This window comes from Mycolicibacterium parafortuitum (assembly GCF_010725485.1).
GTDB lineage: Bacteria > Actinomycetota > Actinomycetes > Mycobacteriales > Mycobacteriaceae > Mycobacterium.
This window is the reverse complement of record NZ_AP022598.1, coordinates 5,720,916-5,739,986: the sequence shown is the minus strand read 5'-3', so window position 1 is coordinate 5,739,986 and position 19,071 is coordinate 5,720,916. Positions and strand designations below refer to the sequence as shown.

The 19,071-nt window shown below is 69.9% G+C and carries 17 protein-coding genes; 11 read left to right on the top strand and 6 right to left on the bottom strand.

Translation table 11 applies throughout. The features are described 5' to 3' along the window. Nucleotide 1 precedes the first annotated feature (1 nt). From NTM_RS27070 to NTM_RS27050, 5 genes are read left to right on the top strand one after another with little or no spacing between them, the layout of a single operon-like run. Nucleotides 2–1,387, top strand: coding sequence for a glutamine synthetase family protein (locus tag NTM_RS27070; RefSeq protein WP_104863607.1), 1,386 nt, complete (start codon nucleotides 2–4; stop codon nucleotides 1,385–1,387). Beyond that, nucleotides 1,351–2,100, top strand: coding sequence for a transporter substrate-binding domain-containing protein (locus NTM_RS27065; RefSeq protein ID WP_163769151.1), 750 nt, complete (start codon nucleotides 1,351–1,353; stop codon nucleotides 2,098–2,100). The genes NTM_RS27070 and NTM_RS27065 overlap by 37 nt, the downstream gene beginning before the upstream one ends. Next, the gene (locus NTM_RS27060; RefSeq protein WP_104863609.1) at nucleotides 2,101–2,814 is read left to right on the top strand and encodes a gamma-glutamyl-gamma-aminobutyrate hydrolase family protein; all 714 of its coding nucleotides are present in this window, start codon (nucleotides 2,101–2,103) and stop codon (nucleotides 2,812–2,814) included. It abuts the gene before it with no gap. Next, on the top strand, nucleotides 2,811–3,617 hold the full coding sequence (locus NTM_RS27055) for a gamma-glutamyl-gamma-aminobutyrate hydrolase family protein (RefSeq protein WP_163769150.1): 807 nt from the start codon (nucleotides 2,811–2,813) through the stop codon (nucleotides 3,615–3,617). Before NTM_RS27060 ends, NTM_RS27055 begins: the two co-directional genes overlap by 4 nt. Then, entirely contained in the window at nucleotides 3,614–5,119 is a 1,506-nt protein-coding gene (locus NTM_RS27050; protein WP_163769149.1) for a PucR family transcriptional regulator, read from the top strand. The genes NTM_RS27055 and NTM_RS27050 overlap by 4 nt, the downstream gene beginning before the upstream one ends. Here NTM_RS27050 and NTM_RS27045 read toward each other — a convergent pair. From NTM_RS27045 to gabT, 4 genes are read right to left on the bottom strand one after another with little or no spacing between them, the layout of a single operon-like run. Next, nucleotides 5,061–6,185 (bottom strand): CaiB/BaiF CoA transferase family protein, encoded by a 1,125-nt coding sequence (locus NTM_RS27045; RefSeq protein ID WP_163769148.1) that lies wholly within the window; start codon nucleotides 6,183–6,185, stop codon nucleotides 5,061–5,063. The genes NTM_RS27050 and NTM_RS27045 overlap by 59 nt on opposite strands. Further along, entirely contained in the window at nucleotides 6,182–7,648 is a 1,467-nt protein-coding gene (locus NTM_RS27040) for an aldehyde dehydrogenase family protein (RefSeq protein WP_163769147.1), read from the bottom strand. Before NTM_RS27040 ends, NTM_RS27045 begins: the two co-directional genes overlap by 4 nt. Beyond that, nucleotides 7,645–8,853 (bottom strand): acyl-CoA dehydrogenase family protein, encoded by a 1,209-nt coding sequence (locus NTM_RS27035; protein WP_163769146.1) that lies wholly within the window; start codon nucleotides 8,851–8,853, stop codon nucleotides 7,645–7,647. The genes NTM_RS27040 and NTM_RS27035 overlap by 4 nt, the downstream gene beginning before the upstream one ends. A 49-nt stretch (nucleotides 8,854–8,902) precedes the next feature. Next, nucleotides 8,903–10,255: a 4-aminobutyrate--2-oxoglutarate transaminase gene (gene gabT / locus NTM_RS27030; protein ID WP_163769145.1), complete on the bottom strand. Its 1,353-nt coding sequence runs from the start codon at nucleotides 10,253–10,255 to the stop codon at nucleotides 8,903–8,905. Nucleotides 10,256–10,392: 137 nt separating this feature from the next. Here gabT and NTM_RS27025 point away from each other — a divergent pair, with 137 nt between their 5' ends. The 3 genes from NTM_RS27025 (at nucleotide 10,393) to NTM_RS27015 (ending at nucleotide 11,702) form a co-directional block, all read left to right on the top strand. Then, nucleotides 10,393–10,947 carry a cysteine hydrolase family protein gene (locus NTM_RS27025; RefSeq protein ID WP_163769144.1) on the top strand — a complete coding sequence of 185 codons (555 nt, stop codon included), beginning with the start codon at nucleotides 10,393–10,395 and terminating at the stop codon, nucleotides 10,945–10,947. Between the two features lie 108 nt (nucleotides 10,948–11,055). Continuing rightward, on the top strand, nucleotides 11,056–11,304 hold the full coding sequence (locus tag NTM_RS27020; protein ID WP_163769143.1) for a CDGP domain-containing protein: 249 nt from the start codon (nucleotides 11,056–11,058) through the stop codon (nucleotides 11,302–11,304). A 44-nt stretch (nucleotides 11,305–11,348) separates the two neighbouring features. After that, the gene (locus tag NTM_RS27015; RefSeq protein ID WP_104863617.1) at nucleotides 11,349–11,702 is read left to right on the top strand and encodes a Fe-S protein; all 354 of its coding nucleotides are present in this window, start codon (nucleotides 11,349–11,351) and stop codon (nucleotides 11,700–11,702) included. Here NTM_RS27015 and NTM_RS27010 read toward each other — a convergent pair whose 3' ends face one another. Next, nucleotides 11,703–12,488 carry an SDR family NAD(P)-dependent oxidoreductase gene (locus tag NTM_RS27010; protein ID WP_232079855.1) on the bottom strand — a complete coding sequence of 262 codons (786 nt, stop codon included), beginning with the start codon at nucleotides 12,486–12,488 and terminating at the stop codon, nucleotides 11,703–11,705. It lies immediately after the preceding gene. 76 nt (nucleotides 12,489–12,564) lie between these two features. Here NTM_RS27010 and NTM_RS27005 point away from each other — a divergent pair, with 76 nt between their 5' ends. The 3 genes from NTM_RS27005 to NTM_RS26995 are packed head-to-tail and all read left to right on the top strand — an operon-like array spanning nucleotide 12,565 to nucleotide 16,313. Continuing rightward, nucleotides 12,565–13,494, top strand: a complete 930-nt coding sequence (locus NTM_RS27005; protein WP_179964011.1) for an alpha/beta fold hydrolase — start codon at nucleotides 12,565–12,567, stop codon at nucleotides 13,492–13,494. 33 nt (nucleotides 13,495–13,527) lie between these two features. Then, nucleotides 13,528–15,534: a flavin-containing monooxygenase gene (locus NTM_RS27000; RefSeq protein ID WP_163769141.1), complete on the top strand. Its 2,007-nt coding sequence runs from the start codon at nucleotides 13,528–13,530 to the stop codon at nucleotides 15,532–15,534. After that, nucleotides 15,531–16,313, top strand: a complete 783-nt coding sequence (locus NTM_RS26995) for a glucose 1-dehydrogenase (RefSeq protein WP_104863621.1) — start codon at nucleotides 15,531–15,533, stop codon at nucleotides 16,311–16,313. Before NTM_RS27000 ends, NTM_RS26995 begins: the two co-directional genes overlap by 4 nt. Here the strand turns inward: NTM_RS26995 and NTM_RS26990 are convergent. Then, nucleotides 16,306–19,068: a helix-turn-helix transcriptional regulator gene (locus NTM_RS26990; RefSeq protein ID WP_232079854.1), complete on the bottom strand. Its 2,763-nt coding sequence runs from the start codon at nucleotides 19,066–19,068 to the stop codon at nucleotides 16,306–16,308. The genes NTM_RS26995 and NTM_RS26990 overlap by 8 nt on opposite strands. Nucleotides 19,069–19,071: the final 3 nt, after the last annotated feature.

The window sequence follows — 19,071 nt, the reverse complement described above, 5'->3', positions numbered from 1 at the left end:
GATGACCATCACACCCCTCGACCTGCACCGCGAGGCCAACGCATCCAGCCCGGAGCTCGCCGAAGCACTGTCGGTGATCGCCGAGCGCGGCGTCGAATACGTGTACTTCCAGGCGATCACCATCACCGGCCGGGTGGTCGGCAAGGTCGCACCCGCGAAACACTTCGAGCGTCTGGCGATCCGCGGAGTGCAGCAGCACCAGACCGCGGTCGCGAACCTGCAGGGGACCCGGGAAGGTGTGCTTCTGGCCGGAGGGGTGAACGCTCCGGAATACACAGCGGTCCCGGATCTCGACACGTTCGCGGTTCTGCCGTGGGACACCAGCTTCGCGCGGGTGTTCTGCCGGCTCTACGAGCCCGACCACCTTCTGGAGCGGGCCGGCGCCGAATTCGCATGTGACACACGTGGATTGCTGCGCCGGATGCTGACCGGATTCGCCGACCGCACGGGCCTGGAGTTGCGCACCGGCTGCGAACCCGAGATGACCTGGCGGGGCGAGGGACTCGAAGCCCAGTTCCGTCCCGGATCCAGCCCGGCCTATCACATCGAGCATCTCGAGCGGAATCGCCCGATCGTCAAGAAGGTCATCGAGTACGCGCAGGCGCTCGGCCTCGACATGATCGAAGGCGACTACGAGGACGAGTTCCAGGTCGAACTGAACTTCATGTACGACCGGGCCGACCTGACCGCAGACCGGCTGACCACCTACCGGCAGATCTGCAGGCAGGTCGCCCGCGAACTCGGCATCGAGGCCAGTTTCATGCCCAAACCGGCCACCGGGATGATGGGCAACGGCTGCCATCACAACTTCAGCCTGTGGCGCGACGACGTCAACGTGCTGGCAGAACCCGGCCGCACCGAACTGCACCTGTCCGAACTGGGCAAGCACGCGCTCGGCGGGCTGCTCGCCCACTCCGCCGGTGCCATGCTGATCAACGGCTCCACCGTGAACTCGTACAAACGGTATTGGGACGCAGGCCAGTTCGCGCCGTCGCGGATCAACTGGGGCCTGGACAACAAGACCTGCACCGTCCGGCTGTCGACGGTCGGGCGACTGGAGTACAAGCTGCCCGACGCCGCGGTGAACCCGTATCTGTCGCACGCGGTGATCCTCGCCGCCTGCGAGGACGGGATGAAGAATGCGACCGATCCCGGTCAGCCGACGCAGGGGTCGTCCTACGACGCTCCGATCGACGGGCGCTTCCCGGCGTTGCCGCTGACCCTCGGCGAGGCGATCGGGGCGTTCCGTGCCGACGAGGTGCTCAATCAGGCTCTGGGACCGGAACTGTCGTCGCTACTCGTCGACTATCACGCCGACGAGTGGGCTCGTTTCTGTGGACACGTCACCGAATGGGAGCGCGAGATGTATTGGAACGACACGCCGTGACCGGGGCATCGGACCCGCTGCGGCTGGCCTGCCTGGACGCCGAGGCACCGCCGCTGTTCACGCTGTGGACCCCGGAGGACGGTCGGCAGGGCTATGAACCCGGCGTCGCCGAGATCCTGGGAGCCGAGCTCGGCCGGCCCGTCGAGTGGGTGAGGGTGCCGTGGGTCGACATGATCCCGGCGGTCCAGCGCGGCGACGCGGACGCGGTGCTGTGCGGGCAGGGGATCACCGCCGAACGGCAGGCGCAGGTCGACTTCACCCGGCCGTATGCGATCTTCCACGAAGGTGTGCTGGTGCGCCGCGGGTCCGGGATCTCGTCACCCGAGGATCTCGTCGGCCGCAAGGTCGCCGCGATCGAGAACAGCACCAATATGGCGCTGGCGCAGACGTTCACCGGTGCGCAGCCGGTGGCGTTCGGCGCCGGCTCCGACGACGTGTACGCCGACATGCTGGCGGCGCTGCTGGCCGGCGAGGTCGACGCGGTGGTCGACGATGACGTCGTGTTCGTGCCGCTGGGCGCCACCCATCCGGACTACGAGTTGGCCTTCACGGTGCAGACCGGAAACCGTTGGGGTATCGCGGTGTCCAAGGACCGGCCCGACACTCTTGCCGAGATCGACGGGGCGCTGGGCCGGCTGATCAAATCGGGGCGCCTGCGCAAGGTGTGGGAGCAGTGGCTGCCGACCCTCGACTACCCGTTCGCGGGGGACTGAGTGGTCAGACCGCTGGTCGCGGTGATCGGACGCCGGGCGGAGCAGGTGCCGATCCTGCGCTTCTCGGCGACGCTGGCCGCCGAGGCGATCTGCGAGGCCGTGTGGGCCGCCGGCGGCGAGCCGGTGGTCCTGCACGGGCCCGCTGCCGATCCGCTGGCAGAGATGCCGGGCAGAATCGCCCGTTTCGATGGTGTGCTGCTGCCCGGCGGCGCCGACGTCGATCCGGGCCGCTACGGCGCGACACCGGTGCCGGAGACCTCCGGGGTCGTCGAGTTCCAGGACGAGTTCGACCTCGGGGTCACCCGCGCGGTGATCGACCAGGACCTGCCCGCGCTGGTGATCTGCCGGGGTATGCAGATCCTCAACGTCGCGCTCGGCGGCACCCTGGTCCAACACGTCGTCGAGACGGACACCGCGCATCACAACGCCGTGCACCCGGTGCACGTCAAGCGCGGATCCCGGCTGCACGCGATCGTCGGCGTCCAGACCATCGACGTGTCGTCCTACCATCACCAGGCCATCGATAGGCTGGCCCCCGGCCTGGTCGTGTGCGGGCTGGCCGCGGACGGGGTCATCGAGGCGGTCGAACACCGCCATGCCGACCTCGTGGCGGTCCAGTGGCACCCCGAGGACAGGCATGCCACCTCCGACACCGATGCCGCGCTGTTCGCCGATCTGGTCGACAGGGCCCGCAAGAGAAAGGAATCGCGATGACCATTCGGGTACGTCGTGACGACGTCATCCCGAACCTGCCCGCGCCGCCGTCACCGCGTGCTCACGTGTGTGTGCTGGCGTCGCTGAACTTCCCCGGCATCGACGAACACGACGCGGGGCTGGTCACGCGGTTCACCCGGGTCGCGCTGGCGACGCTGACCGAGCTCGGCGCCACCTATGAGCTGTGGGACACCACCACCGCGCTGCAGGATCCCTCTGCCGCAGCGGATTTCGACGGTCTGCTGTTGCTCGGGGGTGGAGACGTCGACGGCTCCTGCTACAACCTGGGCGCCCCCATCCCGAATGCATACGGCGTCGATATGCGCGCCGACCACGATGCGTTCGCCGCGATCGCCGCGGCCGAGGCCGCCGGCCGACCCGTCTTCGGTATCTGCCGCGGCTCGCAGCTGCTCAACGTCGCCCGCGGCGGCACCCTGATCCCCGACATCGCCGACTTCACGCTGCATCACGGCGGACCGGGGGAGCCGGTGTTCGTCGACGAACCGATCGACGTCATTCCAGGGACGCGGCTGGCGTCGATCCTGGGCACCGATCGGGTGACCGGCCGCAACGGGCATCATCAGGCTGTCGACCGACTGGGCGAGGGCCTGGTGGTCGCGGCGCGGGCGCTCGACGGGATCACCGAGGGCATCGAGGATCCCGAGAAGTTCTATCTCGGTGTGCAGTGGCATCCCGAGGACGAGGACGGCCCGGTAGACGACCGGATGAGGCTGTTCGACGCGTTTGTGACGGCCGCGGAGCGCGCGCGGGAGCAAGCCGGCGCGGTAGCGTCACAGGGGTGATCACCGCCCGTCGGCTGTGCCAGGTCGAGGATCTCGGTCTGGCACTGGTCGCAGGCACTCAGGCCGCCGACCGCCCGATCGCGTGGGCGCACGCGATCGAATTAGCCGATCCGACACCGTATCTGGCCGGCGGGGAACTGGTCATGACCACCGGGATCAACATCGGTCCCGACGCGGCCGCGCAGGCGGCGTACGTCGCCCGCCTCGCCGATGCCGGGACGGCCGCGCTGGCTGTCGACACCGGTACCACGCTGAGCGCCGTGCCCGCCGGTGTGCTCACCGCCGGCGACGAGCACGGCGTGCCGATCCTGCGGGTGCCGGCGGCGACGCCGTTCATCGCGATCTCGCGTGTCGTCATCGACGCGGTCAAGGCCGATCAGCTGCGTTCGGTGCAGCGCGTCGTCGATCAGCAGGAGGTATTGACCCGCGCGACGCTGCGAGGCGGCATCCCCGGGGTGGTCACGGCGCTGGCCGACTGCCTGGATGCGGTGGTGGTGGCCGTCGCCGCCGACGGCCGCGAGCTCGCCGCGGGCGGAACGGCAGACGGCGACGTCATCTCGGCGCTGTCGGAGGCGGCCGGGGCGGCGCGCGAACGCGGCGCGGCGGTCACACCCGCCGGTGACTCGCTGCTGACGATCCAGCGGCTCCGCGCCGCTCAGGCGCTACGCGGTCACCTGGTGGTGCGCACCACGGGGCCGCTGTCGGACGCCGGGCGATTGCTTGTCTCGCACGCGGTGTCGTTGATCTCGATCGCGCTGGAGAAACCCGCGCGCGTGCAGGACGCCGAACAGCGGCTGCGGGCGGCGGTGACGCGGGAACTGCTCGGCGGCCGCGCGACCGTCGACGACAGCCTGCTCCGGTACTTCGGCTTCGCCCCCGGCGCACAGGTCGTGGTGCTCGTCCTGCACGGGACCGGGCCGCTGCTGGCCGCCGAGGAGGAGTTGGGCCGACCGCTGTCCGACGCCGGACCGTACCTGATGACGGCGGCCGGCCGGGAGATCGTCATCGTGCTGCCCGCCGACGGAAGCCGGGCCAAGATCCGCGCCCTGGTCGGTGGACCGGATGCGCCCGGTGGGGGAGCGAGCCGGCCGGTACCGATCGGCGACATCGGCATAGGGCTGGAACAGGCGCGGGTCGCCGCGGAAACGGCTGCCGGACAGTTCGCCGAGTACGCCGATCTCGGACCGCTGGCCGCACTGCTCGACGGCCGCACCACCGGTGAATTGCGGTTGCTTGCCTCGGTATTGGACCCGCTGGCGGACGCCGACGAGGATCTCGTCGGCACGCTTACGGCGTTCCTGCGGCACAACGGCCAGATGGAGGCGGCCGCGGCCGAGTTGCGGATCCACCGCCACACGCTGCGCAGCCGGATGCGCCGCATCGGTCAGCTGCTCGGCGACGATCTGGCCTCGGTGGATTCGCGGACGCAACTGTGGTTGGCGGTCAGGGCTTTTCGTCTGTTGCGCAGCCGCCGAGCGGCGGCGGGCCACAGCGATAGCTGACCGGGGTCGCCGACATCGTGACGGGGTTGGCGACCTGCGGAGCGGGACTGCCCGGCACGGCCACCGTCGCCTCGATGCCCAGTCCACGGGCGAACGCGAACGCCTCCGCCAGATCGTTGATCGGGCCGGCGGGCACCCCGACCGCGCTCAGCCGCGCATACCAGTGATCTGCGCCGTGGGCTTTCAAAGCCGGTATCAGCAACGCGCACAGGTCATCTCGATGAGCAACGCGGGCGGGATTGGTGACGAACCGCGGGTCGTCGGCGAGTTCGGCCAACCCGAGCGCGGCGGTGAAGGCCCGGAACTGCTTGTCGTTGCCCACCGCGACGGCGATCGGCCGGTCGGCGGTGTCGAACGTCTGATACGGCGCGATACTGGGATGACGGTTACCCATCATGCCCGGAATCACGCCCGCGCCGAGAAAGCCGGACGCCTGATTGACCATCGAGGACAGCAGCACCGACATCAGATCGGTGTCGACGCGCTGACCCTCGCCGGTGCGGTCACGATGATGCAGTGCGGCCAAGATGCCGGACAGTGCATGCAGTCCGGCCAGCACGTCCACCAGTGCGACGCCGGCCTTGGTCGGGTCACCGGGTTCGCTGCCGGTCACGCTCATCAGCCCTCCGACGGCCTGCACCAGCAGGTCGTAGCCGGGCAGGGCCGCACCGCCGCCGCGCCCGAAACCGGTGATCGCACAGTAGATCAGGTCGGGACGAACCGCGCGCAGGTCGTCGTAGCCGAGGCCGAGCCTCTCCATCGTGCCCGGCCGGAAGTTCTCGACGACGACGTCGGCGCCCGCGACCAATTCGCGGGCCTGTCGACGTCCGTCGGGATCCGCCAGGTCCAGTACCACCGAGCGCTTGTTGCGGTTGACGGCGTTGAAATAGGTCGCGACGCCGGACGCGTCGTAGGGCGGGCCCCACGCACGCGTGTCGTCGCCGGTGCCGGGACGCTCGACCTTGATGACCTCGGCGCCGAAGTCTCCCAGCATCATCGTCGCGTACGGCCCGGCCAGCACCCGGCTGAAGTCGACGACCACCACCCCGTCGAGCGCGCCGGTCACGCCCCCGGCCTCCCGCCGCGCAGATACACCGTGGTGGTGTGGGTGAAGAATTCCCGCGCGGCGCCGCCCTGCTCCTTGGGGCCCAGTCCGCTCTTCTTCGCACCGCCGAACGGCACGTGCGGATCGGCCCCGGCGGACTCCGAGTTGACATGCAGCACGCCGACGTCGATGCGCTCCACCGCCTCCAGTGCGCGGGTCATGTCCTGGGTGAAAACCGCTGCCGACAGCCCGAATTCGCTGTCGTTGGCCAGCGCGAAGGCCTCCTCGGCGTCGGCGGCGCGGCGGATCGCGAGCACGGGGCCGAACAGTTCGTCGGTCCACACGTCGGCCGGTGCGGCCCCGAGTTGCAGCACCGTCGGCGCGACGAAGTATCCGTCCGCCAGCGGGCCGTCCTGATAGGGCCGGCCCCCTGCCAGCACCGTGGCGCCCTGGCTCATCGCGGTGTCGATGCCCGCGGTGATCGACCGCTGCGCGGAATCGCTGACCACAGGACCCATCTGGGTCGCGTCGTCGACCGGGTCGCCCACCCGCAACGCCTGCGCCTGCGCGAGCAGCGCATCGCAGAACGCGTCGGCGATCCCGGCGGTGACGATCAACCGGGAAGTGGCGGTGCACTTCTGGCCGGTGGACCGGAACGCGCCGAGCATCACCTGTTCGACGGCGAGCTCGAGATCGGCGTCGTCGAGCACCACCGCGGCGTTCTTGCCGCCCATCTCGGCTTGTGCGGGCACCCCTCGTGCGGCCGCCGCGGCCGCGATGCGGCGGCCCACGGTCGTCGACCCGGTGAACGTGATCCCGTCCAGCCCCGGGTGGTTCACCAGCGCGTCGCCGACGTCGGAGCCGCCGATCAACAGGTTCAGCACTCCCGGCGGCAGCCCCGCCTCGGTCAGCGCCTCGGCGAGCCGGATCGCCAGCAGCGGAACGGTGCTGGCCGGCTTCCACACCACGGTGTTGCCGTAGACCAGCGCGGGGGCGATCTTCCAGGCCGGAATCGCGATCGGGAAATTGAACGGCGTGATCACGCCGACGACACCGAGCGGTTTGCGGGTGATCAGGATCTGCTCACCGGCGCGGGGTGAGGCGTAGATCTCGCCGGCCTGCCGGTCGCCCTCGTTGCCGTAGTAGCGCAGGATCTGCGCGGCGCGGCGAACCTCCCCGACGCCCTCCGCGCGGGTCTTGCCCTCCTCGGTCGCGAGCTCGCGGCCCCAAGTCTCGGCGTTGCGCTCGACGATCGCCGCGGCGGCGGTCAGCAGCGCGCCGCGCTGATGCACGCCCAGCGCGGCCCACGACCGAGCGGCCGCGGCGGCCGCACCGACGGCCGTGTCGACGTCCGCGGCGAGCGCCGCGGATCCTTCGGCGACCACGACGGCAGGGCGGGCCGGGTTGACGCTGCGCAGCGCGTCACCGGCGCCTTGCCGCCACTGGCCGGCGATCAGGTGCCGGACCGGTGCGGGCGCGGTCATGCGCGGAACGCCGCGTGGCCGGTGAGCGCCTTCCCGATGGAGAGCAGGTGCATCTCGGAGGTGCCCTCGTAGGTCAGCACCGACTCCAGGTTGTTGGCGTGTCGCAGCGGCGAGTACTCCAGCGTGATCCCGCTGCCGCCCAACAGGGTTCGGCATTCGCGTGCGATGGCGATGGCCTCCCGCACGTTGTTGAGCTTGCCGAGGCTGACCTGTTCGGGACGCACACCCTCGGCGTCCTTGATGCGGCCGAGGTGGATCGCCAGCAGCATGCCCTTGCCGAGCTCGACGGTCATGTTCGCGAGCTTCTCCTGTGTCAGCTGATAGCTCGCCAGCGGACGGTCGAACACATCGCGGGTCTGGGTGTAGGCGATCGTCGTCTCCAGGCTGTCGCGCGCGGCGCCCAGCGCACCGAACACGATGCCGAACCGGGCCTCGTTGAGGCACGACAGCGGGGCGCTCAACCCGACGGCCTCCGGGAGCTGCGCCGATGCGGGCAGCCGGACGTTGTCGAGAACGAGTTCCGAGGTGATCGACGCCCGCAGCGAGAGCTTGCGGTGGATCGCGTTGGCGGTGAACCCCGGTGTGTCGGTGGGCACCAGGAACCCGCGGATACCGTCATCGGTCTGCGCCCACACCGTCGCGACGTCGGCCAGGTTGCCGTTGGTGATCCACATCTTGGTGCCGTTGAGCACCCAGTCGGCGTTCTCTCCTGAACCGTCGCGCTTCGCGCGGGTGCGCATGCCGGCGGGGTTGGACCCGAAATCGGGTTCGGTCAGGCCGAAGCAGCCGATCGCGTCGCCGGACGCCAGCCTCGGCAGCCACTCGTTCTTCTGCTCCTCGGAGCCGTACCGGTAGATGGAGAACATCGACAGCGAGCCCTGCACGGAGACGAAGCTGCGGAACCCGCTGTCTCCGGCCTCGAGTTCCATGCACGCCAGTCCGTAGCTGACCGCGTTGGTGCCCGCGCAGCCGTAGCCCTGCAGGTGCATGCCCAGCAGGCCGAGTTCGCCGAACCGCTTGCCGAGCTCCTTGGGCAGGGTGGCCGACTCGAACCAGCCCTCGACATTGGGCTTCAGTTCGCTGTCCACGAATTTACGTACGGTGGCGGCGATTTCGCGCTCGTCCTGATCGAGCAGCCGCGCCGTGTCGAACAACTCGAGCGGTTCGTAGACGGATTTCTTGGCGGGGGCGGAGGTGGTCGACATCGGGTCTACTCCTGATGGTTACGAGCGGCGTGGTTACAAGCGAGGTGGGTTACAGCGACGCGAATCCGTCGCGGAGGACATCGAAGGCTTCGGTGAGCAGCTCATCGGAGATCGCCAGCGGGGGCAGGAAGCGCAGCACATTGCCGAAAGTACCCGCGGTCAGCACCAGCACACCGTTGTCGTGGCAGTGCTTGGCCAGGGCGGCCACCGCCTCCTTATGGGGTTCGCGGCTGCCCGGCTTGACCAGTTCGACCGCGATCATGGCGCCGCGGCCGCGGATCTCCCCGACGATGTCGGTGCTCGCGGCGATGCCGCGCAGTTCGCGGGTGATCAACTCGCCGATGGCGCGGGCCCGCCCGATCAGATCGTGCTGCGCGATCTCGTCGAACACGCCGAGCGCGGCCGCACATGCGACGGGGTTGCCCGCGTACGTGCCGCCGATGCCGCCGGAGTGCGCGCGGTCCATGATGTCGGCGCGGCCCGTCACCGCGGCCAGCGGCAATCCGCCGCCGAGGCCCTTGGCCGTGGTGATCAGGTCGGGCACCAGGCCTTCGTGCTCGGATGCGAACCACGCGCCGGTTCGGGCGATCCCGGTCTGCACCTCGTCGGCGACCAGCAGGATGCCCCGGTCCCGGCAGAAGTCGGCGACCGAGCGCAGGAAGCCCTCGGCGGGGACGATGAATCCGCCCTCACCCTGGATCGGTTCGACGACGACGCAGGCGACCTGGTCGGCCCCGAGTTGCGCGTCGATCAGGGTCTGGAAGTGACTGAAGGCCTCGGCAGCACAGTTCTGCGGGCCCGACGGCCAGCGGAACGGGTAGGCCATCGGCGCCCGGTACACCTCGGGCGCGAACGGACCGAAGCCGTGCTTGTAGGGCTGGTCCTTGGCGGTCATCGTCATCGTCAGCAGCGACCGGCCGTGGAACGCGTGGTCGAACACCACGACCGCGTCGCGCCCGGTGGCGATGCGGGCGTACTTGACGGCGTTCTCGACGGCCTCGGCGCCGGTGCTGAACAGCACCGTGCGTTTCTCGTGGTCACCCGGTGTCAGCGCGTTGAGCCGCTCGGCGACCTCGATGTACGGCTCGTAGGGGATGTTCAGGTAGCAGGTGTGCGTGTACCGGGCCAGCTGCTCGGCCGCACGGCCGACCACCGATGGCGCGGAGTTGCCCACCGTGGTGACGGCGATACCGCTGCCGAGGTCGATGAACGAGTTTCCGTCCACGTCGACCACGACGCCACCGCCCGCGGCGGCGAGGAACACGCCGGCGGCGCTGTTGAGCCCGGCGGGCAGGGCCGCGGCGCGGCGCTGCGCGAGCTCGACAGAGCGCGGGCCGGGGATCTCGGTGACTATGCGGCGGGTCTGCGCGAGCGCGGGACCGCCGACCAGGGAGGTCGTCATGGGAAAAGGGTATGGACGCCGGGCGCCGGCGCATATGTCCGATCGGGACAACGCGCGGGCTGATGGTGTACGCGATGGCGACGTCGTGGATCGTCCTGTCGTGGATTAAGCAGCCGCGGCGTGGATATCAATAGCCCATGAGTGAGACCGCCACGACTGAGACCGCGCTGCTTGTCATCGATATGTTCAACACCTACGACCATCCCGACGCCGAGCAACTCGCCACCAACGTCGCCGGCATCGTCGAGCCGGTCAGCGACCTGATCTCGCGTGCCTCCGCGCGCGACGATGTCGCGGTCGTCTACGTCAACGACAACTACGGCGACTTCGCCGCCGAACCGTCCGACATCGTCAAGGCCGCTGTCGAAGGCGCCCGCCCGGATCTGGTGCGGCCGGTCGTCCCGGGGCCCGACGCACGCTTCCTGACCAAGGTCCGGCACAGCGCGTTCTACGCGACGTCGCTGGACTATCTGCTCACCCGCCTGGAGACGCGGCGGATCATCCTGGTCGGCCAGGTCACCGAGCAGTGCATTCTCTACTCCGCGCTCGACGGCTACGTCCGCCATTACGACGTGGTGGTGCCGCCGGACGCGGTCGCGCACATCGACGCCGATCTCGGCAAGGCCGCGCTGGCGATGATGGAACGCAACATGAAGGCCGAGCTGTCGGCGTCCACCGACTGCCTGCCCTGAACCCGAAACGGGTAACCGTATCCAGCGGAGGCCGGTGTGCCGTCTCCAGCTCATCTGGCCTCCCGGGGGTGCGTCCGCCGGCCGCGGACGCGGGGAAGGAGTGACGAGATGACAACACGACAGATTTTCGGACTGGGCGCCGCGATCGCGCTTCCGGCAGCGGCACTGGTGGTCGCGGCCCCCGCAACGGCCCAGCCGTGCGTCGGGCCCAGCACCGTGATCGCCGGACACGGCGGCGGGCGCTGCGACAGCCCGCCGGGCCCGGACGGCTCGTTCACCCGGTGCGACACCATCTACGTGTTCGGCATCGGCAGCACCAACTGCTATCAGGTGCCCGCGGGCACGCCGCCGATCTGACACTGATCCGCGGTTTCCGGCCGCGGGTGTTGTAACCTCACGGCATGGAAGTACTACGGTCTGTAGTTGTCTTGCTGCACATCGTCGGCTTCGCCGTGATGTTCGGGGCTTGGGTCGCCGAGGCGGCCGCGCGGCGCTTCCGCATGACGCGGGTGATGGACTACGGGCTGCTGGTGTCACTGCTGACCGGTCTCGCGCTGGCGGCGCCCTGGCCGGCCGGCATCGAGCTCAACTACCCGAAGATCGGGATCAAGCTGGTGATCCTGGTCGTCATCGGTGCGTTGCTCGGCATGGGCAGCGCGCGGCAGAAGCGCACCGGCGAGGCGGTGCCGCGGCCGATGTTCGTCGCGGCCGGGGTGCTCGCGTTCACGGCGGCCGCGCTGGCCGTCATCTGGTAGTCAGTCCCCGCCGAGGCCCATCAGGTCGGTGACGTGGTGGTCGCGGCCTGCCGTGTAGCCGCCGTCCACCGCGATCGCCTGGCCGCTGACGAAACTCGCATCCGGAGAGACCAGGAACGCGGCGACCGCGGCCACCTCCTCGGGGCGGCCGAACCGGCGCAGCTTGTGCTCGTGGCGCAGCTCGCCGCGCGGACCCTCCATCCCGGGCAGGCCCATCACCGAATCGAACAGCGGCGTCTCGACGAAGCCGGGGCAGATCGCGTTGGCGCGGATTCCACTGGGGCCGTAGTCGATCGCGGCGTTCTTGGTCAACAGCACGACGCCGCCCTTGGATGCGTTGTAGGCGCTGCCGCCCGCGGTGCCCTCGAGTCCCTCGACGCTGGACAGCGTCACGATCGAACCGCGTTGCCCGTCGACCCGCTGCTGGTCGAGCATCTGGGTCAGCGCGGCCCGCATCACCACGAACGTGCCTTTGAGGTTGATGTCGACGACGCGGTCCCACTCGTCGTCGGGCACCAGGTGGATCGGCCCGCCGCCGCCGACCCCGGCCGAGTGCACGACACCGTCGAGGCGACCCGCCCGTTCGACGACAGCGGCGGCCGCACGCCCGACCGTCTCCGCGTCGAGCACATCGCCTTGCAGATAGGGGAATTCGCCGGGGGGTTCCGGCGCGAGGTCGAGGCCGACGACGGTGGCGCCCTCGTCGATCAGTCGGCGCGCGGTGGCCGCCCCGATCCCCGATGCCGCGCCGGTCACCAGAACGCCTCTGCCGGTCAGACCTTTCACGCGGTCAGTATGGCGGCAGTCGGCGGCGGCGAGTGCACGCCGGAGCACGCGACACGCCGCGCGGGCGGGTACAGACATGCGCGCTCGCGGAGTGGGGGGAGGGGCTTACCATCCGGGGGTGACCGAGACGATCGGGGCACCGGAGCCCTTCGTCGCCGACGGGTACGGCGGTGTGCGCATCGTCGCCGACCGGCGCGGCGATCCCGCGTCGCGTGCGGTGGTCTTCCTGCATGGCGGCGGACAGACCCGCCGGTCCTGGGACCGGGCCGCGGCGGCGGTGGCCCGGCGCGGGTGGCAGGCCGTCACCGTCGACCTGCGCGGCCACGGCGAATCCGACTGGTCGCCCGACGGCGACTACCGCGTCGCGAGCTTCGCCGCCGACGTCGGCGAGATCCTCGCGCACCTGCCACCGCGGCCGGTGCTCGTCGGCGCCTCGCTCGGCGGCATCACCGCGATGCTGCTCGCCGGGGAACTGGCCCGGGGGATCGCCGCGGCGGTGGTGCTCGTCGACATCGTGCCCGATATGGACCCGACGGGGGCCGAGCGCATCCACGCGTTCATGGCAGACAAGATGGCGGACGGATTCGCCTCCCTCGACGAGGTCGCCGACATGATCGCCGACTACAACCCGCACCGGCCGCGGCCGGCCGACCTGGACGGGTTACGAAAGAACCTGCGCCGCAGGGGGGATCGCTGGTACTGGCATTGGGATCCGCAGTTCATCGACGGTACCGCGACCAACCCGCCGCTGGAGGTCACCGACACCGAGCGGCTGCACGACGCGGTCGGCCGGATCGTCGCCGACGGCGTGCCGATGCTGCTGGTGCGCGGTCAGGTCAGCGATCTGGTCAGCCAGGATCGCGCGTCGCAGTTCCTGGCGCGTTTCCCGCAGGTCGGTTTCGTCGACGTCGAGGGCGCCGGCCACATGGTCGCGGGCGACCGCAACGACCTTTTCGCCGACGCGGTGCTCGACTTCCTTTCGCAACGCGAAGTCGCGAAACCCTGACCATCCACTGACCCGTCGGCGTATGGTCGGCCTGTGCCTCACCTGACCGGCGCGGATGTACGCAGTCCTGAGCTGATGCGGTTGACCGGACTTCCCTTCGACGATGGCGACGAGGTGCTGCGCGCGGCGATCGACGACGCCAGCGTGCCCGCGCTGCTGATGTCGATGGTGCACATGACCGGGGATCTGAGCATCCTCGACGAACTGCCGCGGCCGTTCCTGCTGATCGCGATGGACCTGCAGGGCGCGATGAGCGAACCCGACAAACAAACGGTGCGGGACAGGGCATTCCAGATCGCCCGGGATTATCGCGACCGCGGCTGCCCGCCGCCGTTCGTGCCCGACGAACACCAACTGCGGGTGATGCTCGACGTGATCTCCGCCGGCCAGGTCAGCGGCGATCTCGTCGACTACATCGCCGCCGACCTGCGGATCACCGGCGCCGACCAGGACGGGCCCGCGCTGTCCTCGACCCGCGAGCAACGCGCCGCGTTCCCCGTCGTCGTGATCGGCTGCGGTGAGGCCGGGATCCTGGCCGGGATCAAGCTCAAACAGGCCGGGGTGCCGTTCACCATCGTCGAACGCCAGTCCGGGGCCGGCGGCACCTGGCTGGCCAACCGCTACCCGGGCTGCCGCGTCGACATCGCCAGCCAGTACTACACGTACTCCTTCGAACCGACCGACCATTGGGAACACCACTACGCCACCCAGCCGGAGATCCTGACGTACCTGAACGACGTGATGGCACGGCACGGTATCGCCGAGCACACCCGCTTCGGCACCGAGGTGCTCGGCGCCGACTGGGACGATGCGGCCTGCCTGTGGCGGGTGCGGGTGCGGCCCGCCGGTGGCACCGCCGACGGACCGGTCGAGGAACTCAGCGCCCGCGGCCTGATCTGCGCGGTCGGCCAGTTCAGCACCCCGGTCATCCCGGACGTGCCCGGCGTCGACGACTTCCGCGGTCCGATGTGCCACACGGCGGATTGGGACGACACCCTCGACCTGACGGGCAAGCGGGTCGCGGTGATCGGTGCGGGCGCCAGCGGATTCCAGCTCGTCCCGGCGATCGCGGGCACCGCCGCGCACGTCGACGTCTATCAGCGCACCCCGCAGTGGATGGCGCCCAACATCCACTACCACGAGCGGGTCGGCGACGGCGCCCGCTGGGCGACCCGGCATCTGCCGTACTACGGCCGGTGGCTGCGCTTCGTGTCGTGGTGGCCGATCGCCGATGCGCTCGACGAGCAGATCACCATCGATCCGGAATGGGACACCGGCGGGTTGTCGGTCAGCGCGGGCAACCAGGGCATCCGCGACATGTTCACCGCGTGGATGCGCGCGTTCACCGACGACGAGGACCTGCTCGCGAAGGTCACGCCGAACTACCCGCCGATGGCCAAACGCACCCTGCAGGACGACGGGACCTGGCTGACCACTCTGCAACGTGACGACGTCGAACTGATCACCGGGGGCATCATCGCGATCACCGCCGACGGTGTCACCGGCGCCGACGGCGTGCACCGGCGCGCCGATGTGCTGGTGTGGGCCACCGGTTTCGACGTCAACCACCAGCTCGGGCCGATCGACATCCGCGGCGTCGGCGGTGCCGGCCTGAACGAAACCTGGGGTGACGCCGCGTACGCGTACCTCGGGGTGACGGTGTCCGACTTCCCGAACTTCTACTGCATGTTCGGTCCGGGCACCAATGCCGTCAACGGCGCCAGCCTCATCTACAACTCCGAGTGCCAGATGCGCTACATCCTCGGCTGCATCGACATGGTGCTCGCCTCCGGCGCCGGGGCCGCCGCGCCGCGGGCCGCGGTGTGCCGGGACTACGACCGGCGCAGCCAGGCCCGGTTGCAGACGATGGTGTACGCCCACCCGTCGGTCAGCAGCTACTACAAGAACTCGGCGGGCGAGCTGCCCACGCTGTTCGCGTGGCGGATCGCGGACTACTGGAAATGGACGCGCCGGCCCGATCCGGCCGACTACGACTTCACCCGGCCCTCCAGCGGGCCACGGCTGCAGGAGGATTCATGACGGGACGGCTGGCCGGCAAGGTCGCGCTGGTCAGCGGTGGCGCCAGGGGGATGGGCGCCTCGCATGCGAAAGCGATGGTCGCCCACGGCGCGACGGTGGTATGCGGTGACATCCTCGACGACGAGGGGCAGGCGGTGGCCGCCGAACTCGGCGACGCCGCGCGCTACGTCCGTCTCGACGTCACCCGCCCCGAGGACTGGCAGCACGCGGTGACCACCGCCGTCACCGAGTTCGGCGGTGTCGACATCCTGGTCAACAACGCGGGCATCCTGAACATCGGCACCGTCGAGGACTACGAGCTCTCCGAATGGCACCGCATCCTCGACATCAACCTGACCGGGGTGTTCCTCGGCATCCGGGCTGTCACACCGACGATGAAGGCCGCCGGGCACGGGTCGATCATCAACATCTCGTCGATCGAGGGCATGGCCGGCACCGTCGGCTGCCACGGCTACACCGCGACGAAGTTCGCCGTCCGGGGCCTGACCAAATCCACCGCACTGGAACTGGGCCCATTCGGGATCCGGGTCAACTCGGTGCATCCCGGCCTGGTGAAAACCCCGATGGCCGACTGGGTCCCCGAGGACATCTTCCAGTCCGCACTGGGCCGGATCGCCCAACCGCACGAGGTCAGCAACCTGGTGGTGTACCTGGCCAGTGACGAGTCGAGCTACTCGACCGGCGCCGAGTTCGTCGTCGACGGCGGAACCATCGCGGGATTGGCGCACAAGGACTTCTCGGCCGTCGACGTCGACCAGCAGCCGGACTGGATCACCTAGGGCCGGCCGGCCGGTCTATCCGCCTGCCCAGTTCGGCACGCGAGCTGATGCCGAGCTTGCGGTAGATCCTGGTCAGGTTGTGCTCGACGGTCTTGGCGCTGATGAACATCGCCGCGGCGATGTCCTTGTTGGTCGCCCCCGAGGCCGCCATCTCGGCGACGCGCTGCTCGGACGGGGTGAGCCCGCTGAGGCTGTCGGACGGGGTGATGACCGCGCGGGACAGTTCGGTGCGGGCGCGCTGCGCCCACAGCGGCACGCCCAGCCGCTCGAACGTCTCCAATGCCTCGGTCAGATTCGTTGCTGCCGTGGTCTTCTGACGTAACCGGCGTTGCAGCTGGCCCAGCAACAGCTGAGTTCTGGCCCGCTCGAACGGCATCGGGAGACGATCGTGCTCGGTCATCGCCCGATCCGCGGACGCCTTGGCCGCGGCGACATCGCCGTGCGCGGCCAGCAGCATCGCCCGGCAGCGCGCACCGACGGCCCGCATCCAGCGTCGGTCGTGTTCGGCACCGTTGCGTTCGAGGGCACCGGTCAGCATCTCGGCGTCGTCGACGCGTCCGACCCCGACCATCGCCTCGATCACATCGGGCAGATGCCAGGCGTGGATCAGCTCGGTCGGCGGAGCCTGGCCGGCCTCCAGAAACGATGTATCCAGGGCGTCGAGGGCTTCGCGATGGTTGCCCAGCGACTCCTCGAGAAAGCACAGGGTCATCCCCGGCCAGTCCGCGATGTGGGAGGCCTGCCGGTTCCTGATCGCCCCGAGCACCCAGCGGGCATCGGAGCGCGCTTCGTCGATGCGGCCCGCGTACGCGGCGATCGCGGCGCGAACCGTCATCGGCAGGATCAGGACGTCGTCGCCACCGAGTTGTTCTGCGCGCTCCACGGTTTCGGCGGCCTCTGCCTCGGCCTCGGCGATCTGGCCCCGCCACAGATGGTTGATCGCGAGGAAGCCGGCGACGGCCATCATGTCGCTCTCCGCGCCGCGTTCGACGCACACGGTGCGCACCGCGGTGAGTTCGCGGTGCGCCTGCTCCAGCCGGCCGGTCCACGACAACGTGAGCGCGTGCACGAACGGTGCGCGGAAGATGATCGGCACGTCGAGGGTGCTGTCGTAGAGCTTCATCGCCCGCGCCAGCGCATCCTCGTCGACACCGCGCCCGCACTGGAAATTGATGTTCACCGACCAGGCCAGCGCGGCGCTGATGACGCCGGGCACACCGAACTCCTCGGACAGCTTCACCGCGTCCCGGGCGTGCCTGCGGGCATCGTCGAGCTCGCCACTGTTGTTCAGCGCGAACGACAGCCGCAGCAGCACCTGGATCTGCACGGGAACATTGCCCGCGGCGTCGTCGAGTGCGCTGCGCAAGAGTTCCACCGCGCGGATGTGCTCGTTGTCGTACATCAGCACGGTCGCGAGCAGGATCGCGGCCATCGCACGCAGGATCGCCGGTTCGATCGTGTCGATGGCGCCGAGTGCCGCCGCCGCCTTCGCCGTGTCCCCGGCCAGGAAATGGTTCTCGGCGGTCTTCATCCGCCGCCACGGATCGTTGCCGCCGAGGGAGATCGCCAGATCCAGCAGTTCGGCGGCGGCCGCCGGAGCGCCACGGGCCCGCGCGGAGTCCGCGGCCCGGTCCAATGCGGTGAAGATCTCGTCGTCACCGCCGGCCGACGCCAGCGCCAGGTGTCGCGCCCGCAGCTCGGGCTGGGTTTCCAGCGCCGCCATGGTGCGGTGCATCGCGCGTCGTGCGGTGGGCGTCGCGTCGGTGTAGACACCCCCGGCCAACAGGGGATGGGCGAACCGGACGTGGTTGCCGTCGATGGTGAGAATGCCCGCGCCGTCAAGGTGTTCGAGGCGCGCCATCAGGGCTTCGGCGTCCACCACGTGGGCAGCGGCCAGCAGGTCCACCGAAGGGTCGGCCACGCAGGCGATGCTCAGCAGCAGCGTGCGGTCCGGTTCGTCGAGCGAGCCGATCCGGCGGCGCACGACGTCGGTGAGGGTGGCGGGCAGCGGCGAACCGGTGCCCGAGCCGCCGTCGAGGTGGGCGCGGGCCAGCTCGAGTGCGAAAAACGGGTTACCGCCGGAGATCTCGGAGATGCGTAACACGGTGGGCCGGGGCAGCTTTCGCCCCAGCCGGTCCGCGATCAGCGTATGTAGCCGGCCGGAGTCCATCGGTGCGACGCTGACCCGGTCGAACCCGTCCGGCCGGGTAGGCCTCAGCCATTGCGCCGCGGTCCCCGCGCCGGGGGCGCACCGCTCGGTCGCGAGCACTCCGAACCGGCCCCGGAGCCGGCGCACGGCGAACTCGATCGCGGTGCGACTCGACGTGTCGAGCCACTGCGCGTCGTCGACGGCAAGCAGCACCGGCGCCGCCTTCTCGAGTGCCTGCAGCACCGCCACGAACGCGGCGGCCACCGCACGCTGGTCGGTGGCCGGACCGCCGTCGCCGGCGCGCAACAACACCCGGTCCAGCGCGAGGCGCTGCAGGTCGGGCAGGGACGCGAAATGTTCGTCTCCGATGTCACCGAGCAGGTCGGCCAGCGCGGCGAACGCCATCACCGATTCGGCCTGCCCGACGCGTGCCGTCAAGACCTCGAACCCGGCGTCGCGCGCACGCTGGAGCTGGGACAGCCACAACGTGGTCTTGCCGATGCCGGCCTCGCCCTCGATGACGAGCACGGTGGGTTCGGCGGCTGCCGCGGGCAGGAAACCGGCGATCCGCGCATCGGCGGTGGCATCCCGGCTGGCCCTCGGCACGCG